Here is a 19,497-nt window from a genome sequence, read left to right as displayed (position 1 = left end):
CAGGGGGGCGCCGCGATTCGAGCGGGCGACGCAGCTCCGGGCCGGGCCGGCGCGCCTCCGCGGGGCGCGGCTCCGGGACGCGCGCCTCCGGCATCCGGGGCTCGGGGATCCGGGGCTCCGGCATGCGCGGCTCGGACATGCGCGCTTCGGACATGCGCGGCTCGGACACGCGCGGCTCGGGCATCCGAGGCTCGGGCGTCCTGGCGTCCGGCCTCCGGGGCTCCGGCAGTCGCGGTTCGGGCATTCGCGGCTCATGCAGTCGCGGCTCACCCGGATGCGGCTCGCCCATGCGGGCGTCACCGATCCGCGGATCCGGCATGCGGCTGTCGGGCAGCCGGGGCTCGGACATCCGCGGCTCCCCGAGGCGCGCTTCCGCCGCGCGCGGCTCGACGATCGCCGGCGGCGGGCTGCGCGACAGCTCGGCCGCGAGACCGGCGAGCCGGTCGACGGTCTGGGGCCGCGGGCCGGGCTCGACCTGCGGCTGGAGCGGCAGGTCCTCGGCGACCGGCTGGATCATGCCGCGCTCGGGCCGGCCGTTGCGGAACGACGGCTCCGGCGCCACCGACCACAGGCCGCTGTCCGGCCCCGGGCGGCCCGGCTGCTCCATCCGTGCGGTCGGGACGTCGCGCATCGGCGCGGCCGGCTGGCCGCGGACGATGTTGGCCTCGACCACCAGGTCGGACGGGCCGCCCAGCATGATCAGGTGCTCGACATTGTCACGTCGCACCAGGACGAGCCGGCGGCGGCTGTCGACGGCGGTCGCCTCGATGACGCCGAGTCGCGCCTGGCGGCCGCGCGCCGCGGCCGAGCCGAGCCCGCCGGAGCCGAACCGCCGCACCAGCCACGCGACGCCGCCGATCAACGCGAGCACGATCACGAAGGCGATGAAGAACTTCGCGGGAAGCGGCATATCGCCGACCATGGCTGTTAATCCTTTCTCCGCTCCTGCCGCGCACGCCGAGCCGATTCGTTCGAATGGTTAACCGGTTCGGCAAATTCTGCCGGCGCCGGACGTTCACCACTCCTTAACACGAAAGCGCAGTGGAGCCCACAACATACGCATCCCTTGAGGTTTTCCTGAAGCGGCAAAACCGTGGCGGCCTGATGGCGCCGGAGCGGTTAACTGCTCGTTAACCATAAGGGCGGCAATGTTTGCCGGGCGGCACGATCGGTGTCGCGGCGAAGGCGGACGACATGGCGATCTCGGACATCCCGATCCTCTCGATGCTGCGGACCCGGATGCAATGGCACCAGGAGCGTCAGCGCCTGCTCGCCGAGAACGTGTCCAACGCCGACACGCCGAAGTTCCGCCCGCGCGACCTCGCCCCGCCGTCCTTCGACCGGGCGGCCAGCCAGGCCGTGTCGCTGGCGCAGACCGACCCGTCCCACATGGGCGGGCTCACCGGCGGGACGCAGTTCAAGGACAAGAACGAGCGCTTCGCGGTGCGCCCGGCCGGCAATGCCGTCCATCTCGAGGACGAGATGATGAAGGTGGCGGGCAACCAGATGGACTACCAGGCGGCCACGCAGCTCTACACGCGCAGCCTTGCCCTGCTGAAGACGGCCCTCGGCAAGTGACGCGACGAGTGAGGTGATCCCATGGATTTCGTGAAGTCTCTCTCCATCGCGGCCTCCGGCCTCCGGGCCCAGGCCGGCCGGATGCGGGTGCTGTCCGAGAACATCGCCAACGCCGATTCGACCGCGCCGCGCGCCGGGGCGGATCCGTACCGTCGCCGCGTCCCGACCTTCCGGGCCGAGCTCGATCGCAGCCTCGACGCCCGGGTGGTCACGATGGGGCCGGTGCAACCGGACAAGAGCGAATTCCGCACCAAGCACGAGCCCGGACACCCGTCCGCCGACGCGAACGGCAACGTCCGGTACCCGAACGTCAACTCGATGATCGAGATGACGGACATGCGCGAGGCCCAGCGCTCCTACGAGGCCAACGTGAACGTGATCGGCGCGACCCGCCGGATGATTCAGCGCACGCTCGACATCCTGCGCGCGTGACTTGGAGAGGGGAAACCAAATGGCCATTCCTGGCATCGCCGCGAATGCCTATGCCACCATGGCGCGCCTCGGCTCGCCCGGCACGGGACTGAGCAAGACCATCGGCGACGCGGCCGAGGGAAAGACCGGCGAGTTCGGCGCCATGCTGCGCAATGTCGTCAACGACATCGCCGCCGTCGGCCACAAGTCGGACACGCAGAGCCAGGCCCTGGCCGCCGGCAAGGCGAACATCGTGGACGTGGTCACGGCCGTCGCCGAGACCGAGACCGCGATCGCCAGCCTCGTCTCGGTGCGCGACAAGGTCATCCAGGCCTACGAAGAGATCATGCGGATGACGATCTGACCGGCGCGAGCGACGCACGAGCCGATCGGGGCGGCGCGCGAATGCGCCGGGACGGGGAAACGAGATGACCGGGCCGGAAGTCGTCGACATCGCGCGCGACTCGATCATGACGCTCGTGCTGGTGTCGAGCCCGCTGATGCTGGTCGGCCTCGTCGTCGGCGTCGTGGTGTCGCTGTTTCAGGCATTGACGCAGATCCAGGAATCGACGCTGGTCTTCGTGCCGAAGATCCTGGCGATCTTCGCCGCCATGATTCTCGCGCTGCCGTTCATGGCCGACCAGCTGCACGGCCACATGATCCGGCTCGCGGCGAGGATCGCCGGCGGCTGAGGCGACTGGCCCAGGAGGGGCGGCATGCGGATCGACCTCTCGTTCCTGCCCGGGCTCGCCGTCACCTTCATGCTCATGTTCGCCCGCACCGGCACCATGATCATGCTGCTGCCCGGCTTCGGCGAGCGCAGCGTGCCGGTCCGCCTGCGGCTCACGGCGGCCATATTGCTCGCGGCCGTGGTGATGCCGCTCTACCGCAACGCCTACCAGATCGACCTCAAGAGCTTCGGCCCGGTGTTCGGCATGCTGATGTCGGAGCTGCTGGTCGGCTTCCTGCTGGGCATGACGGCGCGGCTGTGCATCTCGGCCCTGCAGGTGACCGGCTCGATCGTCGCCCAGCAGCTCGGCTTCGGCTTCGTCAGCACCATCGATCCGACCCAGGGCCAGCAGGGCGTCATCGTCGCAAACTTCCTGACGCTGCTCGGCATCGTGCTGATCTTCGCGACCGACATGCACCATCTGGCGATCGCGGCGCTGGCCGACAGCTACGTCCTGTTCCGGCCCGGCGAGGTGCCCTCGACGGGCGACATGGCGGCGCTGGTGACCAGGCTGGTCGGCGGCGCCTTCTCGATCGGCGTCCAGATCTCGGCGCCGTTTCTGGTCTTCGGCCTGCTCTTCAATGTCGGCCTCGGCGTGCTGTCGCGCCTGATGCCGCAGATGCAGGTGTTCTTCGTCGCGATGCCGCTGTCGATCTTCATCGGCCTCCTGATCTTCGTGTTCGTCATCGGTGCCATGATGGCGTCGTTCCTGGGCTTCTTCGGCGGCGTGATGCACGACATCGCGCCGCGTGGCTGAGGAGACTCCTCCGCCATGGCCGAAGACCAGGACCAATCGGACAAGACAGAAGACCCCACACAGCGACATCTCGACGAGGCCCTCAAGCACGGCGACGTCGTCAAGAGCCAGGAGGTCTCGACCTGGTTCGTGATCGGCGCCGGCACGCTGGCGCTGTCGATGTTCGCCGGCCCGAGCAGCTCCGCCATCACGGCCTCCATGAAGGGCGTGCTCGCCAAGTCCTGGGCGATCCCGGCCGACGGCTCGATGCTGACGCGACTCGCCGCGCAGCTCTCCTACGAGGTGCTGGCCGCCCTCGGGCTGCCGTTCCTGCTGCTGTTCCTCGCCGCGCTCGCCGGCAACGCCATTCAGCACCGGCTGGTGTGGTCGACCGAGAGCCTCAGCCCGAAGCTGTCGAAAATCTCTCCGATGGCCGGGTTCAAGCGGCTGTTCTCGGCGCAGGCGCTCGCCAACTTCGTCAAGGGCCTGATCAAGCTCGGCCTGGTGGGCACCGTGCTGGTGCTTCTGCTGTGGCCGGAGCGCGACCGGCTCGAGGCGCTGGTGTCGACCGATCCGGCCGCCATCCTGGCGGTCTCGCTCCGCCTGATCCTGAAGCTCCTGGGCTGGGTGGTGGCGATCCTGGCCGTGATCGCGGCCGCCGACTACCTGTTCCAGTACCAGCAATGGTACCAGCGCCAGAAGATGTCGCTGAAGCAGGTCAAGGACGAGTTCAAGGAGACCGAAGGCGACCCGAAGATCAAGGCCCGTATCCGCCAGCTGCGGATGAGCCGGGTCCGCAAGCGCATGATGGCGGCGGTGCCGGGGGCCACCGTGGTGATCACCAACCCGACCCACTACGCCGTCGCGCTGAAATACGAGCGCGGCATGAACGCACCGCTCTGCCTGGCCAAGGGCACGGACCGGATCGCCCTCAAGATTCGCGAGGTCGCCAGCGAGGCCGGCGTGCCCGTCATCGAGAACCCGCCGCTCGCCCGCACCCTCTTCGCCACCGTCGAGATCGACCAGGAGATCCCGCCCGAGCACTACAAGGCGGTGGCCGAGGTCGTCGGCTACGTCATGCGACTCAAGAAGGCGTGGCGGTGAGCCGGGGCGGCCGCCCTCGCGCGGCGGCCGAAAAGCCCGCCACGGGGCCGTCGACGGCGCTCGTCGGAGACCCGCGCCCTTGTTCGAAGCAGAGGACTCGGGCACAGATTGAGTCGCGAGGTCGGGCGACGGAGCCGATATCGATGACGACGCATGACCTGAGCAAGGGAGGCGGGTCGAGCAGGGGGGGCTTGGACGTGTTCCCGGGTGGTGAGCGGCGAGGAAGCATCCGGTTCGTGCTGGTCATCGCGCTCGCGCTGATCGCCGCCGCGGCGGGGCTGCTTTTCATCGGCCGGGCCGAGGCCGAGCCCTATGTGCTGGGGCTGCTCGCGGTTCTCGGCATGATCGGCGTGTTCTCGCTCCTGGCCACCGCGACCGGCATCCTGCGGCTCTCCGGCGGCGCCGAGGCGAGCCCGATGTACCGGCGGGTGCTGGACGACGCCTTCGACGGCATCGTCGTCACCGACCCGAACGGGCGCGTGGTCTATGCCAATCCGGCCTATTGCCACCTCGTCGGCGCGACCGACCTGTCCGAGGTCCGACCGGTGGAGCGGGTGTTCATCGGCGATCCGGACGTCTCCGAGGCCGTCTACCGGCTGCTCAAGGCCGCCCGGGAAGGGCGGCGGCTGCAGGAGGAGGTGCGGGTCAACGGCTTCGCTGGAGAAACCGCCCGCTGGCTGCAGCTGCGCGTGCGGCCGCTCGGCCGCACCGGCTCGGACGCCCGCTTCACGGTGTGGAGCGTGGCCGACGTGTCGCGCGAGCGCGAGCGGCAGGAGAACGTCTTCCAGGAGCTGCAGCACGCGATCGACTATCTCGATCACGCCCCGGCCGGCTTCTTCTCGGTCGATGGCCTCGGCGCGGTCGGCTACATCAACGCGACGCTGGCCGAGTGGCTCGACTACGACCTGGCCGAGGTCGGCTCCGGCGGGCTGCAGCTCGCCGACATCGTGCCGGCGAACGGCGCCGCGCTCCTGACCGCCACCTCGGCCCAGCCCGGCGAGGTGAAGACCGACGTGCTCGACCTCGACCTGAAGACCCGCGGCGGCAAGTCGGTGCCGGTGCGGCTCTACCACAAGGTCGCGTTCGGGGCGGACGGGGCGCCCGGCGCCTCGCGCACCCTGGTGCTCAACCGGGCCCGCAACGAGGGGATCGATCCGCAGCGCGCCGCCGAGGTGCGCTTCATGCGGTTCTTCATCAACACCCCGATGGCGATCGCCACGGTCGACCGCGCCGGCCGGATCGCGCGCAACAACGGGCTGCTCGCCGGCATGTTCCAGGACGTGGTCGCCGGCGAGACCCGGCCGGAGGGCCGCTCGATCCTGGCCATCGTGGCGGAGCGCGACCGGCCCGCCCTGGAGACCGCCATCGCCAAGGCGGCGCGCGGGCAGGGCGACATCCCGCCGGTCGAGGCGGCGCTCGCCAGCGCCACCGAGCGCTGGGCGCGCTTCTGGGTCACCGCCGTCGAGGAGGAGGGCGACCAGGAGGCCGCCATCGTCTACGCGCTGGAGACCACCGAGCAGCGGGCGCTGCAGAAGCAGGTCGACCAGGCCCAGAAGATGGATTCGGTCGGCAAGCTGGCCGGCGGCATCGCGCACGATTTCAACAACGTGCTGTCGGCCGTCATGATGGCGACCGACTTCCTGCTCAACGCCCACAAGCCGACCGATCCGTCCTTCCAGGACATCATGCAGATCAAGCAGAACGCCAACCGGGCGGCCGCGCTGGTGCGGCAGCTCCTGGCGTTCTCGCGCCGCCAGACGCTGCGCCCGCAGGTGCTCGACCTCGCCGAGGCGCTGTCGGACATCTCCATGCTGCTGCGCCGGCTGATCGGCGAGAAGGTCTCGCTCGACGTCCGCCACGGCCGCGACCTGTGGCCCGTCAAGGCCGACCTGTCGCAGTTCGAGCAGGTGATCGTGAATCTCGCCGTCAACGCGCGGGACGCGATGCCGGACGGCGGCAAGCTGACGCTGCGCACCCGCAATGTCGGCGAGGACGAGAGCCGCGCCTCCGCCCACAAGGGCATGCCGCCGGGCGAGTACGTGCTGATCGAGGTGTCGGACTCGGGCTCCGGCATTCCGCCCGAGATCATCGACCGCATCTTCGAGCCGTTCTTCTCGACCAAGGAGGTCGGCAAGGGCACGGGCCTCGGCCTGTCGACCGTCTACGGCATCATCAAGCAGACCGGCGGCTACGTCTTCGTCGAGTCGGAGATGGGCCACGGCACCACGTTCCGCATCTATCTGCCGCGCCACGTGCCGACCGTCGAGGAGGTCGAGGCGGCCGCCGCGTCGCTCGCCCCGGCACAGATCGGCTCCGGCGAATCGGCACGCGCCGCCGATCACACCGGGCAGGGCACCATCCTGCTGGTCGAGGACGAGGAGGGCCTTCGCGGGCTCAACGCGCGCGGCCTGTCGTCGCGCGGCTACACGGTGTGCGAGGCCGGCAACGGCCTGGAGGCGATCGAGCTGATCGACGCCGGCCAGAAGGTCGACCTCGTGGTCTCCGACGTGGTGATGCCCGAGATGGACGGGCCGACGCTGCTCAAGGAGCTGCGCAAGCGCGATCCCGATCTGAAGATCATCTTCGTGTCCGGCTACGCCGAGGAGGCGTTCGCCAAGAACCTGCCGGAAGGCGGCCAGTTCGCCTTCCTGGCGAAGCCGTTCACGCTCAAGCAGCTGGTCGCCGCCGTGAAGGAGACGATGGGGCCGTGAGGCTTCTGATCCGTTGTCCGCATTGAGCGCCAGCGACAGGCGGGGACACCGTCCCGGATGTCGCTCCGCTCCATCCGGGCGACCACCCGTGAGGTCTCCGCCTGCCCATCATGACCCCGACTCCGCCCCAGGACGACGACGAGGACGACGGCAGCCGCCGCACGACCAACCTGCTGCTGGTCGTCTTCTTTCTCGCCGTGGTGGCGGCCGGCTACTGGCTGGTCGACGCCATGGTCGCGCAGCGTCAGGCCGACGACTGCGCCGCCCAGGGCCGGCGCAACTGCGGTGCTCCACTGATCGTGCCGCCGCCGCGGTGAGGCGGGGCTGGCACGCCACATGCTCGGTGTCGCCCGCGTGGAGGGCAGCGGATTGCGGGGGCGATGGTCCCGGATTGCGCTTCGCTCCATCCGGGCGACCGGCAGGATCCGGCGACAGGCAGGCTGAAGCGACGCGATGGCGAAGGACACCGACAAGAAGCCGGGCAAGCGGCCGGGGGATCGGGCAGAAGCGATCTATCGCGCGCTGCGGCACGCGATCATCGAGCAGGCGCTGGAGCCGGGCGCCAAGCTGCCGGAGGATGCGATCGGCGAGCGCTTCGGCGCCAGCCGCACCATCGTGCGCCACGCGCTGGGCCGCCTCGCCGCCGAGGGGCTGGTGGAGCTGCGCCGCAACCGCGGCGCCGCCGTCGCCACGCCGGGCTGGGACCAGGCCGGCGATCTCTTCGACATCCGGCTCGGGCTCGAGCGTCTGGTCGTCACCCGGCTCGCCGGTCGCTTGACGGCCGCCCAGATCGCCACCCTCGAAGCCCATGTCGCCGAGGAGGAGGTTTCACGCGGGACCGACGAGCGGCGGTCGATCCGGCTCGCCACCGAGTTCCACGTCGTGCTGGCCGAGATGACGGGCAGCGAGATCCTGGTCCGCTATCTCTCCGAGGTGGCGCTGCGCTGCGGCCTGATCCTCGCCCTCTACGCCCGGCCGCACTCGTCCGAATGCGCCGTCAGCGAGCATCGGGAGGTGATCGCGGCGCTCGCCGCAGGCGATGCGGCCGCCGCCATCGCGGTCATGGACCGGCATCTCGGCGCCGTGATGAACCGCGCCCTGATCGTCCCGCGCCCCGCCAAGGAGCGCGACATCGGAGCGATCCTGGCCCCTTATGCCGACGAGGCCGGCGGCGCCGCCAAGCGGGCCAAGGTGTCACGCAAGCGGTGAGGGCGTTCTTCCGCCTCGTCCTGAGGAGCCCGCGCAGCGGGCGTCTCGAAGGACGGGGCGGCCCCGGTGCCGGCCTCATGGTTCGAGACGCGGCCGTCGGCCGCTCCTCACCATGAGGGGCATGTCAGGGCACGAGGGGCATGTCAGCGCGGTGTGGCGCAACGCGTCACGCCTCGATCCCGTTCTTGGTCAGCAGGCGCTCGGCGGAGTCGTTCCACACGTCCATCGCGACGATCTTGCCGCCCCGCACCACGAAGCGGTCGATGTAGCGATTGCCGTCGAAGGGCGTGCCGTCCGGCCATTCGCCGTAGAGGTGGCCGAGATTGTAGACGATGGTTTCGCCCGCGCCCGGCACCACGTCGGTGCGCAGCATCCGCTTCTTCACCCATTTGTAGCGGCCGGCATTGAAGGCGGCGCTCTCGCGCGGATGCGCGAACTTGCGCCCTCCCGTGAACGTGATCACGAGCTCGTCGGCGATGTAGGTCGCGGCCCGGACCGGGTCCGGGACCATCGAGGCCTCCAGGAAGGCCTCGACGATGGCGGCGGCGGCCTGCGTCTCGGACGGATCGTCGGCGGCGACGGGAGCGGGGCGCGCAGGGGACATGGGTTCCTCACGGTCGAGAGTTCGGGCCGGCACTCCGGCGTCGCGATGCATTTTCCCGGCCAGCCGCGACGACCTCTATCGTATGCGAAAGCTATTCGGATTGTATACACTTTTGCATGCGATTTGGGCGGGTCGGGCCTGCGGATGCTCACCGCTTGGGCGGTGCGACCCGGCGGCGCAGCGGTTCCCGAGCGTTTGCAGTGGATACGGTCTGGCACGCTGCTTGCGTGAGGACGACCCGGTTCATCCCCTTTCGCGAGGTACGCCCATGGCCCTGTCTCTGTCCGTCCGCCCGACCCGGCGGCTCGCGTTCTTCGGTGCGACCGCGCTGCTCGCCGGCACGCTCGCATGGCCTGCGCAGGCGCAGGAGACCGTCAAGCTCGGCCTGGTCGCCGCCATGTCGGGCCAGTCGGCGAAGTCCGGCGAGGCGATCGTCCGCGGCCTGTCGCTCGCCATCGACGAGATGAACGCCAAGGGCGGGCTGCTGGGCAAGAAGGTCGAGCTGGTCGTGCGCGACGACGAGAGCAATCCGGCCAAGGGCGTGGTGGCGGCGCGCGAGCTGGTCCAGCGCGAGAAGGTGGCCGCCTTCTTCGGCGGCCTCGACACGCCGGTGTCGATCGCCATCGTGCCGTTCGCCAACCAGTCCAAGGTGCCGTTCATGGGCGTCTGGGCCGCCGGCACGCCGATCACCAGGAACGGCGCCGCCGACAACTACGTGTTTCGCGTCTCGGCCGTGGATGACTTGGTCGACGTCGCGCTGGTCGACTACGCCGTGAAGAAGTACGGCGCCAAGAAGCCCGGCATGATCCTGATCAACAATCCGTGGGGCGAGTCGAACGAGAAGGGCCTCAAGGACGCGCTGGCCGCGAAGAGCATTCCGTTCGCCGGGGTGGAAAAGTTCGAGACCAACGACGTCGACGTGGTGCCGCAGCTCACCCGCCTCAAGCAGGCCGGCGCCGACGTGCTGTTCCTGGTCGCCAACGTGGCGCCCTCGGCCCAGGTGGTGAAGTCGCTCGACCGCATGGGCTGGTCGGTGCCGATCGTGTCGCATTGGGGCCCGGCCGGCGGCCGCTTCGGCGAGCTCGCGGGCGCCAGCGCCGACAAGGTGCACTTCATCCAGACCTTCAGCTTCTCGGGCAACGAGACGCCCAAGGCCACGGCGACGCTCGCCGCGCTCAAGGCCAAGTATCCGGAGATCAAGAGCCTCGCCGACGTGACGCCGGCGGGCGCATCGCCTTCAAGACCGGCACGTCCTACGGCTATCGCGACGCCTGGGCGATCGGCTTCGACGGCAAGCGGACCATCGGCGTGTGGGTCGGCCGTCCGGACGGGGCGCCGGTGCCCGGGATGATCGGCCGTGGCACCGCGGCGCCGATCCTGTTCGACGCCTTCGCGCGCCTGGGCCGGCCGATCGCGCCGCTCCCCCCGGCGCCGCGCGGAACGCTCTTTGCCGCCACCGGAAAGCTGCCGCTGCCCTTGCAGCATTTCCGGCCCGGGGCCTTGCCCAGCGCCGGCACCGAGCCGCCGTTGAGAATCGTCTTCCCGCCCAACGGGGCGCGGCTGGAGCTGGCCGCCGAGGGCGCCGAGCCGGCCGCGCTGGCCGTCAAGATCGCCGGCGGGGCCGGGCCCGTGACGGTCCTGGTCGACGGCCTGCCGCGGGCGACGCTGCGCGACCGCAAGAGCACCACCGTCACGCCCGACGGCCCCGGCTTCGTCCGCCTCACCGTCACGGACGGCCGCGGTGCCACCGACAGCGTGCTGGTGAGGGTGCAGTAGGGTCCCTGCGCACACCCCTCGTGTCCCGGACGGCGGGGCAACGCGAAGCGGTGCACCGTCGAGCCGGGACCCAGGGCGGTCCAGCGAGGCGCCTGTGGCGAGTCGGTCCGGCGCGGCGAAGATGGGCCCCGGCTCTGCGGCGCATCAGGCCTGCGGCCTGCTCCGCCTTGTCCGGGGCACGAGGCGGAGAATTCCGACGGTTCGATCAAAGTCTCTGGCGTTTGTTCTGAGCAATTGAAAACAAAAGAAAAAAGACGGTGTTGCCGCGTCGCGACACAGCCGGCATGCCGGGTTCCGGGGCGCTTTCCCCTCCGTCGGCTTTTCTCTATTGTCCGCGCGACTTCAGCAGGACCCGGGAATGTCCGCCACCACCTTCGGAACCGCACCGAGCCGGCAGACCGCCGCGCTGCTCCGGGCCGTGCTCGCCTGGGCGGCGCGTCGGCATCGCAACGCCGTCGTCCTGCTGGTGGCGGTGTCGCTGCTCGCCTTCCTGCCGGGCATCTTCCAGCTGCCGCCGATCGACCGCGACGAGGCGCGCTTCGCCCAGGCGACCAAGCAGATGCTGGAGAGCGGCGATCTCGTCGACATCCGCTTCCAGGAGGAGAGCCGCTACAAGAAGCCGGTCGGCATCTACTGGCTGCAGGCGGCCGTGGTCGGCAGCGCCGAGGCGATCGGCGTGCCGGAGGCGCGGGCCCGCATGTGGCTGTACCGGGTGCCGTCGATCCTCGGCGCCCTCGGGGCCGTGCTGCTGACCTACTGGACGGCGCTGGCCTTCGTGTCGCGCCGCGCCGCCGTGCTGGCCGGCCTGATGCTGGGGAGCTGCATCCTGCTCGGGGTCGAGGCGCGCCTCGCCAAGACCGACGCGGTGCTGTTCGCCACCGTCGTGGCCGCCATGGGAGCGATGGCTCGGGCCTACCTGATCGAGCGCGCCGGCCGGCCCGATCCCGGCCATCCGTGGGCGCTGCCGGCGATCTTCTGGACGGCCATGGCAGGCGGTTTCTTGATCAAGGGGCCGTTGATCGTCATGGTGGTCGGCCTCGCCGTGGCGGCGCTGGCGATCGCCGACCGCTCGGCCCGCTTCGTGCTGCGGCTGAAGCCGCTCCCGGGGCTCGCCTGGATGCTGCTTCTGGTGCTGCCCTGGTTCGTCGCCATCGTGGCGAAGAGCGGCGCCGGCTTCTTCGAGGAGTCGCTCGGCCGCGACCTCCTGTCCAAGGTCGGCAGCGGCCAGGAGGCGCACGGGGCGCCGCCCGGCTACTACGTGCTGCTCTTCTGGGGCACCTTCTTCCCGGCCTCGATCCTGGTGCCCATGGCCTTCATGGCCGTGTGGAGGAGCCGCAGCGTGCCCGAGGTGCGCTACCTCCTCGCCTGGCTGATCCCGACCTGGCTGGTGTTCGAGGCGGCGATGACCAAGCTGCCGCACTACGTGCTGCCGGTCTACCCGGCGATCGCCATCCTGCTCGCCATGGCGATCGACCGCGATGCGCTGTCCAGGAACATCTGGCTGCGCCGGGCGCCGATGTGGTGGTTCATCCTCACCGCCGTGATCGCGATCGGGCTGATCGTCATCAACATCTGGATCGGGCAGCGGTTCGGGCCGGTGACCTGGGCGCTGTCCGCGGTCGCCCTGATCGCGGCGCTGTTCGCCTGGTGGCTGTTCGAGGCGGACGGGGTCGAGGTGTCGTTCATGCGCGTCGTGATCGCCATGATCGCGCTGTTCACGGCGGCCTTTTCGGCGACATTCCCGACCATCGGGGCGCTGTTCCCGTCGCTGCAGCTCGCCCGCTTCGTCGCCTTCGGTCGCTGCGGCGAGGTGCAGGCCGCGACCGCCGGCTATCACGAGCCGAGCCTCGTCTTCCTGGTCGGGACGCAGGTGCAGCACGTGTCAGGTGCCGGGGCGGCGGATTTCCTCTCGCGCGGGGGGCACTGCCGCTACGCCTTCGTCGAGAAGGGGCAGGAGCGCGCCTTCGTCCAGCGGGCCGACGCCATCGGGCTGCGCTACGGCACCGGCGTCCGGGTCGAGGGCGTCAACTATTCGAGCGGCCGCGCCGTCTCCATCCAGACCTTCATCGGGGTCGATCCGTGACGGCGGTGGCCGGACCCGAGCCCGGGCGGATGCCCGCCGCGCCGGGCTGGCCGCTGCGCCTGCTCGCCAACCTCGCGGCTTGGCTCGGCGTGCTGTTCACGCCGCCGCGGCGGCCGTCGCGCACGCCCGGCTTCAAGGCGCTGGTGCTGACCCATCGCCGGCAGGCCGCGATCGCGCTCGGCCTGATCCTCCTCACCATGCTGCTGGTCGACCCGCTCGCCGCCCAGGTGAAGGCCGCGCCGCGCTGGGTGATCGACCTGTTCGAGGACGTCACCGACTACGGCCGCTCCGGCTGGATCCTGATCCCGGCCGCCGCCGTGATCGTGTCGATCGCCGCGCTGGTCCGGCCGGGGCTCGACCGCGTGTCGCGCGCCGTGCTGGCCGCCGCGGTGGTGCGGGTCGGCTTCGTCTTCGTCGCGGTCGGGCTGCCCGGGCTGGTCGGCACCATCGTCAAGCGCCTGATCGGCCGGGTGCGTCCCTCGGAGCTCGGCGCCTGGGCCTATCATCCGCTGTCGTGGCGCTCCGACTATGCGAGCCTCCCGTCCGGCCACACCATCACGTCCTTCGCGGCGCTGGTGGCGATCGGCGCCGTGTGGCCGGCGGCGCGGCCGGTCCTGTGGATCTTCGCCCTCGCCATCGCGCTGAGCCGGATCATCGTCTCGGCGCACTTTCCGAGCGACGTGATCGCCGGCGCGGCGTTCGGGGCGTTCGGGGCCGTGCTGGTGCGCGAATGGTTCGCGTCCCGCCGGCTCGGTTTCGCGGCCATGCCGGACGGCACCGTGCGGGCGCTGCCCGGACCCTCGTTGTCCCGTGTCTTCAGGGCGCTCGCCACCGCGGTCGAGCGGTGAGGGCAGGGGCGCCGCGGCGACACTTTCAGGAGCCTTTCCTTCGATGACCCAGAGTGGACCGGGACCGGCCGTGGCCGTGGTGGTGCCCGTACGCAACGAGGCCGAGAACGTCGAGCCGCTGGTCAACGAGATCGCGGTGAGCCTCGCCTCCGACGGCCCGTTCGAGGTCGTCTACGTCAACGACGGCTCGACCGACGGCACCGGCGACGAGATCGACCGGCTGCGCCGCGACCGCCCCTGGCTGCGCCACGTCAGGCACGCCGCCTCGTGCGGGCAGTCCTCGGCGGTGCGCACCGGGGTCGCGGCGGCTCGCGCGCCATTGGTCGCGACGCTCGACGGCGACGGGCAGAACGACCCGAGCTTCATCCCGGCGATGCTCGACCGGCTGCGCAAGGATCCGCATGTCGGCCTCGTCGCCGGCCAGCGGGTCGGCCGCAAGGACACCGGCTTCAAGCGCCTCCAGTCGCGTGTCGCCAACGCGGTGCGCAGCGCCGTGCTCAAGGACGGCACCCGCGACACCGGCTGCGGCCTGAAGGCGTTCCGCCGCGAGGTGTTCATGGCGCTGCCCTATTTCGACGGGCTGCATCGCTTCCTGCCGGCGCTGGTGCGCCGCGACGGCTGGATCATCGCCTATGTCGACGTGAAGGACCGGCCACGCCGGCACGGCGTGTCGAAATACGGCTTCTTCGACCGGTTGTGGATCGGGATTCTGGATCTGGCCGGCGTCTGGTGGCTGATCCGGCGCCGCAAGCAGGTGCCGCAGGTGACGGAGGTGGAGCGCTGATGCTGATCGATCTCTCGCACGCCGTCGGCGGCTATCTCTACGACGTCTTCGTCACCCGGGTGGACTGGTGGGTCTTCCTCGGCATCGTCGCCCAGGGCCTGTTCACCATGCGGTTCGTGGTGCAGTGGCTCGCCTCGGAGAAGGCCGGCAAGAGCGTCGTCCCGATGGCGTTCTGGTGGTTCTCCATCTCGGGCGGCATCCTGCTGCTCGCCTACGCCCTCTACCGCCGCGACCCGGTCTTCATCGCCGGCCAGGGGTTTGGCGTGTTCGTCTACCTGCGAAACCTCCAGTTCGTCCTGCGCGAGCGCAAGGCGGGGCGAGACGTGCAGGGCAAGGGGGCGGGGTGAGGGCCAGTCAGCGCCACGTCGGATCGTCGATGTGATCGCGGTCGTTCGCTGCCGAGCACCATGTCCGGACGAGCACGCGGCCGTCTTCGAGCACCTCGACCGCCATGTTGACGAGATCGCCGTCTAGCTCGGCAAACACGTCTAACGCCTTTCCCAGGAGCGCCCTTTCGGCGGTCCGGGGCGCCGCCGGAACAACGACGATCAGTCCGCAGTGAAGGCTGAGGTTGGCATATTCCCGCAGGAAATGGCGCCGATTGTTGGTGACTACGACGTAGTCGTTGTCGAGCGCAAAAGCGGCCAGGTTTCGGTCCTGCCACCCACTTTTAACGAGCCACGTCACATGATCTGCGTGGATGCCTCGGGTTTTGGCCACGGCAACCAAGCTCACGCTCAAGCACTCGTCGATCAGCAGCCTGCCGTTCACGGGCCGCCTCTTCAGTCGGGGCGCCGCCTCCACGCTGGACCGTAGGCCATCTCGGCCCAGGTCACGACGGCGTCGATTCCGTCGAGCGGAAGGCCCGGATAATCCTCGAAAATATCCTGGGAACCGTGGCCTGCGCGAAGATAGGCCACGATCGTCTCGGCCGGAATTCGGGTGCCGGAGACGATCGGTACGCCGTCCATGACAGATGGGTCGATGACGACCTCGGTCGGGATCACGGGACGTGGGCGCGGAGCAGCCATCGGGATTTCCTCTTGATCAAGAAGATAACCCTTCCGGCCAAACTTTGCATCAGCCTCACTGAGCCGCGTTCAGCGCCGCAAAGCCACCTTCGAGGTCGGCGATGATGTCGGCCGTGTCCTCCAGGCCGATGTGGAACCGGATGGTCGGGCCGCCCGGGGCCCAGGTGGTGGCGGTGCGGATCTTCGTGCAGTCGAACGGGATGGCGAGGCTCTCGTAGCCGCCCCAGGAGGCGCCGAGGCCGAACAGCGAGAGGGCGTTCAGGAAGGCGTTGATCGCCGGGCCCGGCACCGGACGGAACACCACCGAGAACAGGCCGCTCGATCCGGTGAAATCCCGCCTCCAGATGTCGTGGCCCGGATGCGAGGGCAGCGCCGGGTGGAGCACCTTCAGCACCTCGGGCCGCGCCTCGAACCAGCGCGCCACCGCCAGCGCCGCCTCCCGGTGGGCGGCGAGCCGCACCGCCAGAGTGCGCAGGCCGCGCTGGGCGAGGTTCATGTCGTCCGGGCCGACGCACAGGCCCAGGGTGAACACCATGTCGCGCAGCGCCTGGTTGGTCCGCTCGTTGGCGGCGACGCAGCCGAACATGATGTCGGAATGGCCGCCGATGTATTTGGTGCCGGACTGGATCGAGAGATCGACGCCGTGGTCGAGCGCGCGGAAATACAGCGGCGTCGCCCAGGTGTTGTCCATCAGCACGACGGCGTCGTGCGCGTGCGCGACCGCGGCGATCGCCGGGATGTCCTGCATCTCGAAGGACAGCGAGCCCGGCGCCTCGACGAACACGGCCCGCGTGTTGGGCCGCATCAGCGCCTCGATGCCGGCGCCGATCAGCGGATCGTAATAGGTCGTGGTGATGCCCCAGCGGACCAGGATGGTGTCGCAGAAGACACGGGTCGGGTCGTAAGCCGAATCCGTCACCAGCACGTGGTCGCCGGCCTTCAGCACGCTGAGCAGCGCGGCCGAGATGGCGGCGAGCCCGGACGGCAGCAGCGCGACGCCGGCACAGGCCGGCCCCTCGATGCCGGCGAGCGCGCTCTCCAGCGCCTCCGAGGTCGGGGTGCCGCGGCGGGCGTACTTGAAGCGCGAGCGGCGCGCCAGATAGTCCTCGGCGGTCGGGTACAGCACGGTCGAGCCGTGGAACACCGGAGTGTTGACGAAGCCGTAATGCTCGTGCGGCCGGCGGCCGCCGACGACCAGGCGGGTGCGGTCCGCGTGCGCGCCGTCGGCGCCGTGGCGATCATCGGGGGTCTTCATGGGCAAGGCTTCCTCGAGCAAGGTATCGGCGGGCGGGGCAGTCCCGAGCAGGGTATTTTCCGGCGGCTCCGCCGATGGTGTGAAGCGGTGGCGCGGGGTGCGGCGACGTCACGACCACAGCGTGTGTGCGACGGCCGTGCACTTGACCGGGCAGGGCATTCGTTCTGATATGCCCGCTCGGAACGCGCTCCGGTTTGGCCACCGCGTGCTGCGGCCGTTTTTCGGCACGAGACATGCATCGAATGCGCTCGGAGCGTCGGCTCGGACGTTTCGGCCGGTCGTCGCGACCGGTCGCTGCCCATGCACCGGACTCCACGTACTGTCAATGAGGCGATCATGAAACCGGTTTTCGTCGCTCTGCTCGCCGCGTGCGCAGCCCTCGCCACGGGCGCGTCCGCGACGGCGGCGACTCTCGACAACATCAAGGCGCGCGGCTCGCTGAACTGCGGCGCCAACGGCCAGCTTCCCGGCTTCGGCATGCCGGACGCGCAGGGTATCTGGACCGGCTTCGACGTCGAGCTCTGCCGCGCCCTGGCCGCCGCCGTCTTCAACGACCCGCAGAAGGTGAAGTTCGTCGCGCTGACCGCCAAGGATCGCTTCACGGCGCTGCAGGCCGGCGACGTCGACGTGCTGATCCGCAACACCACCTGGACGCTGTCGCGCGACACCCAGCTCGGCCTCAACGCCACCGCGATCAACTATTTCGACGGCCAGGGCTTCATCGTCCGCAAGTCGCTCAAGCTGAACTCGGCGCTCGAGCTCAACGACGCGGCGGTGTGCGTGCAGCAGGGCACCACCACCGAGCTGAACCTCTCGGACTACTTCCGCGCCAACAAGATGCGGCTGAAATCCGTCACCTTCGCGACCCTCGACGAGTCGCTGAAGGCCTACGACACCGGCCGCTGCGACGCCTACACGACCGACGCCTCGCAGCTCTACGGCGTGCGGCTGAAGCTGGCCAAGCCCGAGGACCACGTGGTGCTGCCCGAGATCGTCTCGAAGGAGCCGTTCTCGTCCTTCGTGCGCCACGGCGACGACCAGTGGTTCGACATCGTGCGCTGGAGCCTGTTCGCGATGTTGAACGCCGAGGAGTTCGGCATCACCAAGGCCAATGTCGACGAGCAGGCGAAGTCGGACAATCCGGAGATCAAGCGGCTCCTGGGTAGCGAAGGCAATTTCGGCGAGCAGCTCGGCCTCACCAAGGATTGGGTGATCCGGATCGTCAAGGGCGTCGGGAATTACGGCGAGGTGTTCGAGCGCACGATCGGGCAGGGCACGGCCCTGAAGATCACCCGCGGCCAGAACGCGCTGTGGACCAAGGGCGGCCTCCAATACGCGCCGCCGGTCCGGTGATCCGGCCCGGCCGGCGGACCGCCCCATGAGTGAGCCGGCGGGCGCGACGGTTCCCCAGGTGCCGCTGTGGCGGCGCCCCCGCGCCCGCGGACTCTTCTACCAGGTGCTGCTGTGCGTGGTGGTCGGCGCGCTCGCCTGGGCCATTGCCGGCAACGTCTCGGAGAATCTCGCCCGCGCCAAGATCGCCTCGGGCTTCGGCTTCTGGAACGTCACGGCCGGCTTCGACATCTCGCAGACGCTGATCTCCTATTCGGCGCAGGCCTCGACCTACGGCCGCGCCTTCTGGGTCGGGCTGCTCAACACGCTGCTGGTGGCCGTGCTGGGCATCGTCCTGGCGACCATTCTGGGCTTCGTCATCGGCATCGGCCGGTTGTCGCAGAACTGGCTGGTGGCCAAGCTCGCCGGCGGCTATGTCGAGCTGATCCGCAACATCCCGCTGCTGCTGCAGCTTCTGTTCTGGTACAACGCCGTCCTCAAGGCGCTGCCGGAGATCCGCGAGAGCATCGCGCTGCCGGGCGGCGGCTATCTCAACAATCGCGGCCTGTTCCTGCCCGACCCGCATGTCGCGGGCGGGGGCACCGTCGGCCTCGCGCTGCTGGCTGGCATCGTCGCGGCGATCGGCTTCGGAGCGCTTCACGACAAGCTCGGGAGCCTCGGGCGCGGCGCGCCGCGGGCGATCACGACCGTGCTGCTGATCCTGGTGCCGCCCGCCGTGGCGGCGGCCGTGGTCGGCGTCTCGGTGGCGTTCGAGTTTCCCGAGATGGGGCGCTTCAACATCCGCGGCGGGCTCGAGGTGCTGCCCGAGTTCGTCGCGCTGCTGCTCGGCCTGTCGATCTACACGGCCGCCTTCATCGCCGAGGCGGTGCGGGCCGGCCTGCTGGCCGTCCCCAAGGGCCAGACCGAGGCGGCCTCGGCGCTCGGCCTGCGCCGCGGCGCGGCGCTCCGGCTCGTCATCGTGCCGCAGGCGCTGCGGGTGATCATTCCGCCTTTGACCAACCAGTATCTCAACCTCACCAAGAACTCGTCGCTCGCGGTGGCGATCGGCTATCCGGACCTCGTCCAGATCTTCACCGGCACGGTGCTCAACAACACCGGCCAGGCCGTCGAGGTCGTCGTCATCACCATGGCCGTGTATCTCAGCCTCAGCCTCGCGACGTCGGCGCTGATGAACTGGTACAACGCCTGGATCACCCCGGCGGAGCGGTGAGCGGGATGATCGATCCACACGCTCTTTCACGGCACGGCGCCTTCTGCTCCCTCCCCCCTTGTGGGGGAGGGTCGGGG

General features: G+C 69.8%; 22 protein-coding genes. 17 read left to right on the top strand and 5 right to left on the bottom strand.

Features of this window, described 5'->3' with window-relative positions; genetic code table 11:
* The coding region (locus CH341_RS35275) for a flagellar biosynthetic protein FliO (RefSeq protein ID WP_245431074.1) at positions 1 to 922 on the bottom strand (922 nt) is incomplete at its 3' end.
* A gap of 272 nt (positions 923 to 1,194) precedes the next feature.
* Between CH341_RS35275 and flgB the strand changes: the two genes are divergently transcribed.
* The 9 genes from flgB to CH341_RS15270 all read left to right on the top strand — a co-directional run bounded on the left by flgB (position 1,195) and on the right by CH341_RS15270 (position 8,479).
* Complete coding sequence (flgB, locus tag CH341_RS15310; protein ID WP_111419877.1) at positions 1,195 to 1,578, top strand: flagellar basal body rod protein FlgB; 384 nt, start codon at positions 1,195 to 1,197, stop codon at positions 1,576 to 1,578.
* A 21-nt stretch (positions 1,579 to 1,599) separates the two neighbouring features.
* Positions 1,600 to 2,010: a flagellar basal body rod protein FlgC gene (gene flgC, locus CH341_RS15305; protein WP_111419875.1), complete on the top strand. Its 411-nt coding sequence runs from the start codon at positions 1,600 to 1,602 to the stop codon at positions 2,008 to 2,010.
* A gap of 19 nt (positions 2,011 to 2,029) precedes the next feature.
* Complete coding sequence (gene fliE, locus CH341_RS15300; RefSeq protein ID WP_111419874.1) at positions 2,030 to 2,353, top strand: flagellar hook-basal body complex protein FliE; 324 nt, start codon at positions 2,030 to 2,032, stop codon at positions 2,351 to 2,353.
* Between the two features lie 64 nt (positions 2,354 to 2,417).
* Positions 2,418 to 2,681 carry a flagellar biosynthesis protein FliQ gene (gene fliQ / locus CH341_RS15295; protein ID WP_111419873.1) on the top strand — a complete coding sequence of 88 codons (264 nt, stop codon included), beginning with the start codon at positions 2,418 to 2,420 and terminating at the stop codon, positions 2,679 to 2,681.
* Positions 2,682 to 2,705: 24 nt separating this feature from the next.
* Positions 2,706 to 3,476, top strand: a complete 771-nt coding sequence (gene fliR, locus CH341_RS15290; protein WP_111419872.1) for a flagellar biosynthetic protein FliR — start codon at positions 2,706 to 2,708, stop codon at positions 3,474 to 3,476.
* A gap of 15 nt (positions 3,477 to 3,491) precedes the next feature.
* A complete protein-coding gene (flhB, locus tag CH341_RS15285) occupies positions 3,492 to 4,559 on the top strand; it encodes a flagellar biosynthesis protein FlhB (RefSeq protein WP_111419871.1) in 1,068 nt (355 codons plus the stop codon).
* A 143-nt stretch (positions 4,560 to 4,702) separates the two neighbouring features.
* Positions 4,703 to 7,270, top strand: a complete 2,568-nt coding sequence (gene cckA, locus CH341_RS15280; RefSeq protein WP_111419870.1) for a cell cycle histidine kinase CckA — start codon at positions 4,703 to 4,705, stop codon at positions 7,268 to 7,270.
* 110 nt (positions 7,271 to 7,380) lie between these two features.
* Complete coding sequence (locus CH341_RS15275) at positions 7,381 to 7,587, top strand: hypothetical protein (protein WP_111419869.1); 207 nt, start codon at positions 7,381 to 7,383, stop codon at positions 7,585 to 7,587.
* Between the two features lie 136 nt (positions 7,588 to 7,723).
* On the top strand, positions 7,724 to 8,479 hold the full coding sequence (locus tag CH341_RS15270) for a GntR family transcriptional regulator (RefSeq protein ID WP_111419868.1): 756 nt from the start codon (positions 7,724 to 7,726) through the stop codon (positions 8,477 to 8,479).
* Positions 8,480 to 8,645: 166 nt separating this feature from the next.
* Here the strand turns inward: CH341_RS15270 and CH341_RS15265 are convergent, their stop codons facing one another.
* Positions 8,646 to 9,083: a nuclear transport factor 2-like protein gene (locus tag CH341_RS15265; protein WP_111419867.1), complete on the bottom strand. Its 438-nt coding sequence runs from the start codon at positions 9,081 to 9,083 to the stop codon at positions 8,646 to 8,648.
* A 268-nt stretch (positions 9,084 to 9,351) separates the two neighbouring features.
* Here CH341_RS15265 and CH341_RS15260 point away from each other — a divergent pair, with 268 nt between their 5' ends.
* The 6 genes from CH341_RS15260 to CH341_RS15235 all read left to right on the top strand — a co-directional run bounded on the left by CH341_RS15260 (position 9,352) and on the right by CH341_RS15235 (position 14,921).
* Entirely contained in the window at positions 9,352 to 10,434 is a 1,083-nt protein-coding gene (locus tag CH341_RS15260) for an ABC transporter substrate-binding protein (RefSeq protein WP_111419866.1), read from the top strand.
* The gene (locus tag CH341_RS15255) at positions 10,431 to 10,859 is read left to right on the top strand and encodes a hypothetical protein (RefSeq protein ID WP_146604485.1); all 429 of its coding nucleotides are present in this window, start codon (positions 10,431 to 10,433) and stop codon (positions 10,857 to 10,859) included. The genes CH341_RS15260 and CH341_RS15255 overlap by 4 nt, the downstream gene beginning before the upstream one ends.
* Positions 10,860 to 11,217: 358 nt before the next feature.
* Entirely contained in the window at positions 11,218 to 12,942 is a 1,725-nt protein-coding gene (locus CH341_RS15250) for an ArnT family glycosyltransferase (protein WP_111419864.1), read from the top strand.
* Positions 12,943 to 12,971: 29 nt separating this feature from the next.
* Positions 12,972 to 13,790, top strand: a complete 819-nt coding sequence (locus tag CH341_RS15245) for a phosphatase PAP2 family protein (protein WP_111419863.1) — start codon at positions 12,972 to 12,974, stop codon at positions 13,788 to 13,790.
* 43 nt (positions 13,791 to 13,833) lie between these two features.
* Positions 13,834 to 14,574, top strand: coding sequence for a glycosyltransferase family 2 protein (locus CH341_RS15240; protein WP_111419862.1), 741 nt, complete (start codon positions 13,834 to 13,836; stop codon positions 14,572 to 14,574).
* On the top strand, positions 14,574 to 14,921 hold the full coding sequence (locus CH341_RS15235) for a lipid-A-disaccharide synthase N-terminal domain-containing protein (RefSeq protein WP_111419861.1): 348 nt from the start codon (positions 14,574 to 14,576) through the stop codon (positions 14,919 to 14,921). The genes CH341_RS15240 and CH341_RS15235 overlap by 1 nt, the downstream gene beginning before the upstream one ends.
* Before the next feature lie 7 nt (positions 14,922 to 14,928).
* On the opposite strand, the gene CH341_RS15230 is transcribed toward CH341_RS15235, so the two are convergent.
* The 3 genes from CH341_RS15230 to metC are packed head-to-tail and all read right to left on the bottom strand — an operon-like array spanning position 14,929 to position 16,860.
* Positions 14,929 to 15,345: a DUF5615 family PIN-like protein gene (locus CH341_RS15230; RefSeq protein WP_111419876.1), complete on the bottom strand. Its 417-nt coding sequence runs from the start codon at positions 15,343 to 15,345 to the stop codon at positions 14,929 to 14,931.
* A gap of 11 nt (positions 15,346 to 15,356) precedes the next feature.
* Entirely contained in the window at positions 15,357 to 15,605 is a 249-nt protein-coding gene (locus tag CH341_RS15225) for a DUF433 domain-containing protein (RefSeq protein ID WP_111419860.1), read from the bottom strand.
* A 55-nt stretch (positions 15,606 to 15,660) separates the two neighbouring features.
* Positions 15,661 to 16,860, bottom strand: a complete 1,200-nt coding sequence (gene metC, locus CH341_RS15220) for a cystathionine beta-lyase (protein WP_111419859.1) — start codon at positions 16,858 to 16,860, stop codon at positions 15,661 to 15,663.
* Between the two features lie 336 nt (positions 16,861 to 17,196).
* Between metC and CH341_RS15215 the strand changes: the two genes are divergently transcribed.
* Positions 17,197 to 18,213, top strand: a complete 1,017-nt coding sequence (locus tag CH341_RS15215; RefSeq protein ID WP_111419858.1) for an amino acid ABC transporter substrate-binding protein — start codon at positions 17,197 to 17,199, stop codon at positions 18,211 to 18,213.
* 25 nt (positions 18,214 to 18,238) lie between these two features.
* Positions 18,239 to 19,420, top strand: coding sequence for an amino acid ABC transporter permease (locus CH341_RS15210; RefSeq protein ID WP_111419857.1), 1,182 nt, complete (start codon positions 18,239 to 18,241; stop codon positions 19,418 to 19,420).
* The last annotated feature ends 77 nt before the right edge of the window (positions 19,421 to 19,497 follow it).

It is taken from the genome of Rhodoplanes roseus, from assembly GCF_003258865.1.
GTDB classification, from domain to species: Bacteria; Pseudomonadota; Alphaproteobacteria; order Rhizobiales; family Xanthobacteraceae; genus Rhodoplanes; species Rhodoplanes roseus.
This window is presented reverse-complemented; position numbering and strand designations above follow the sequence as displayed.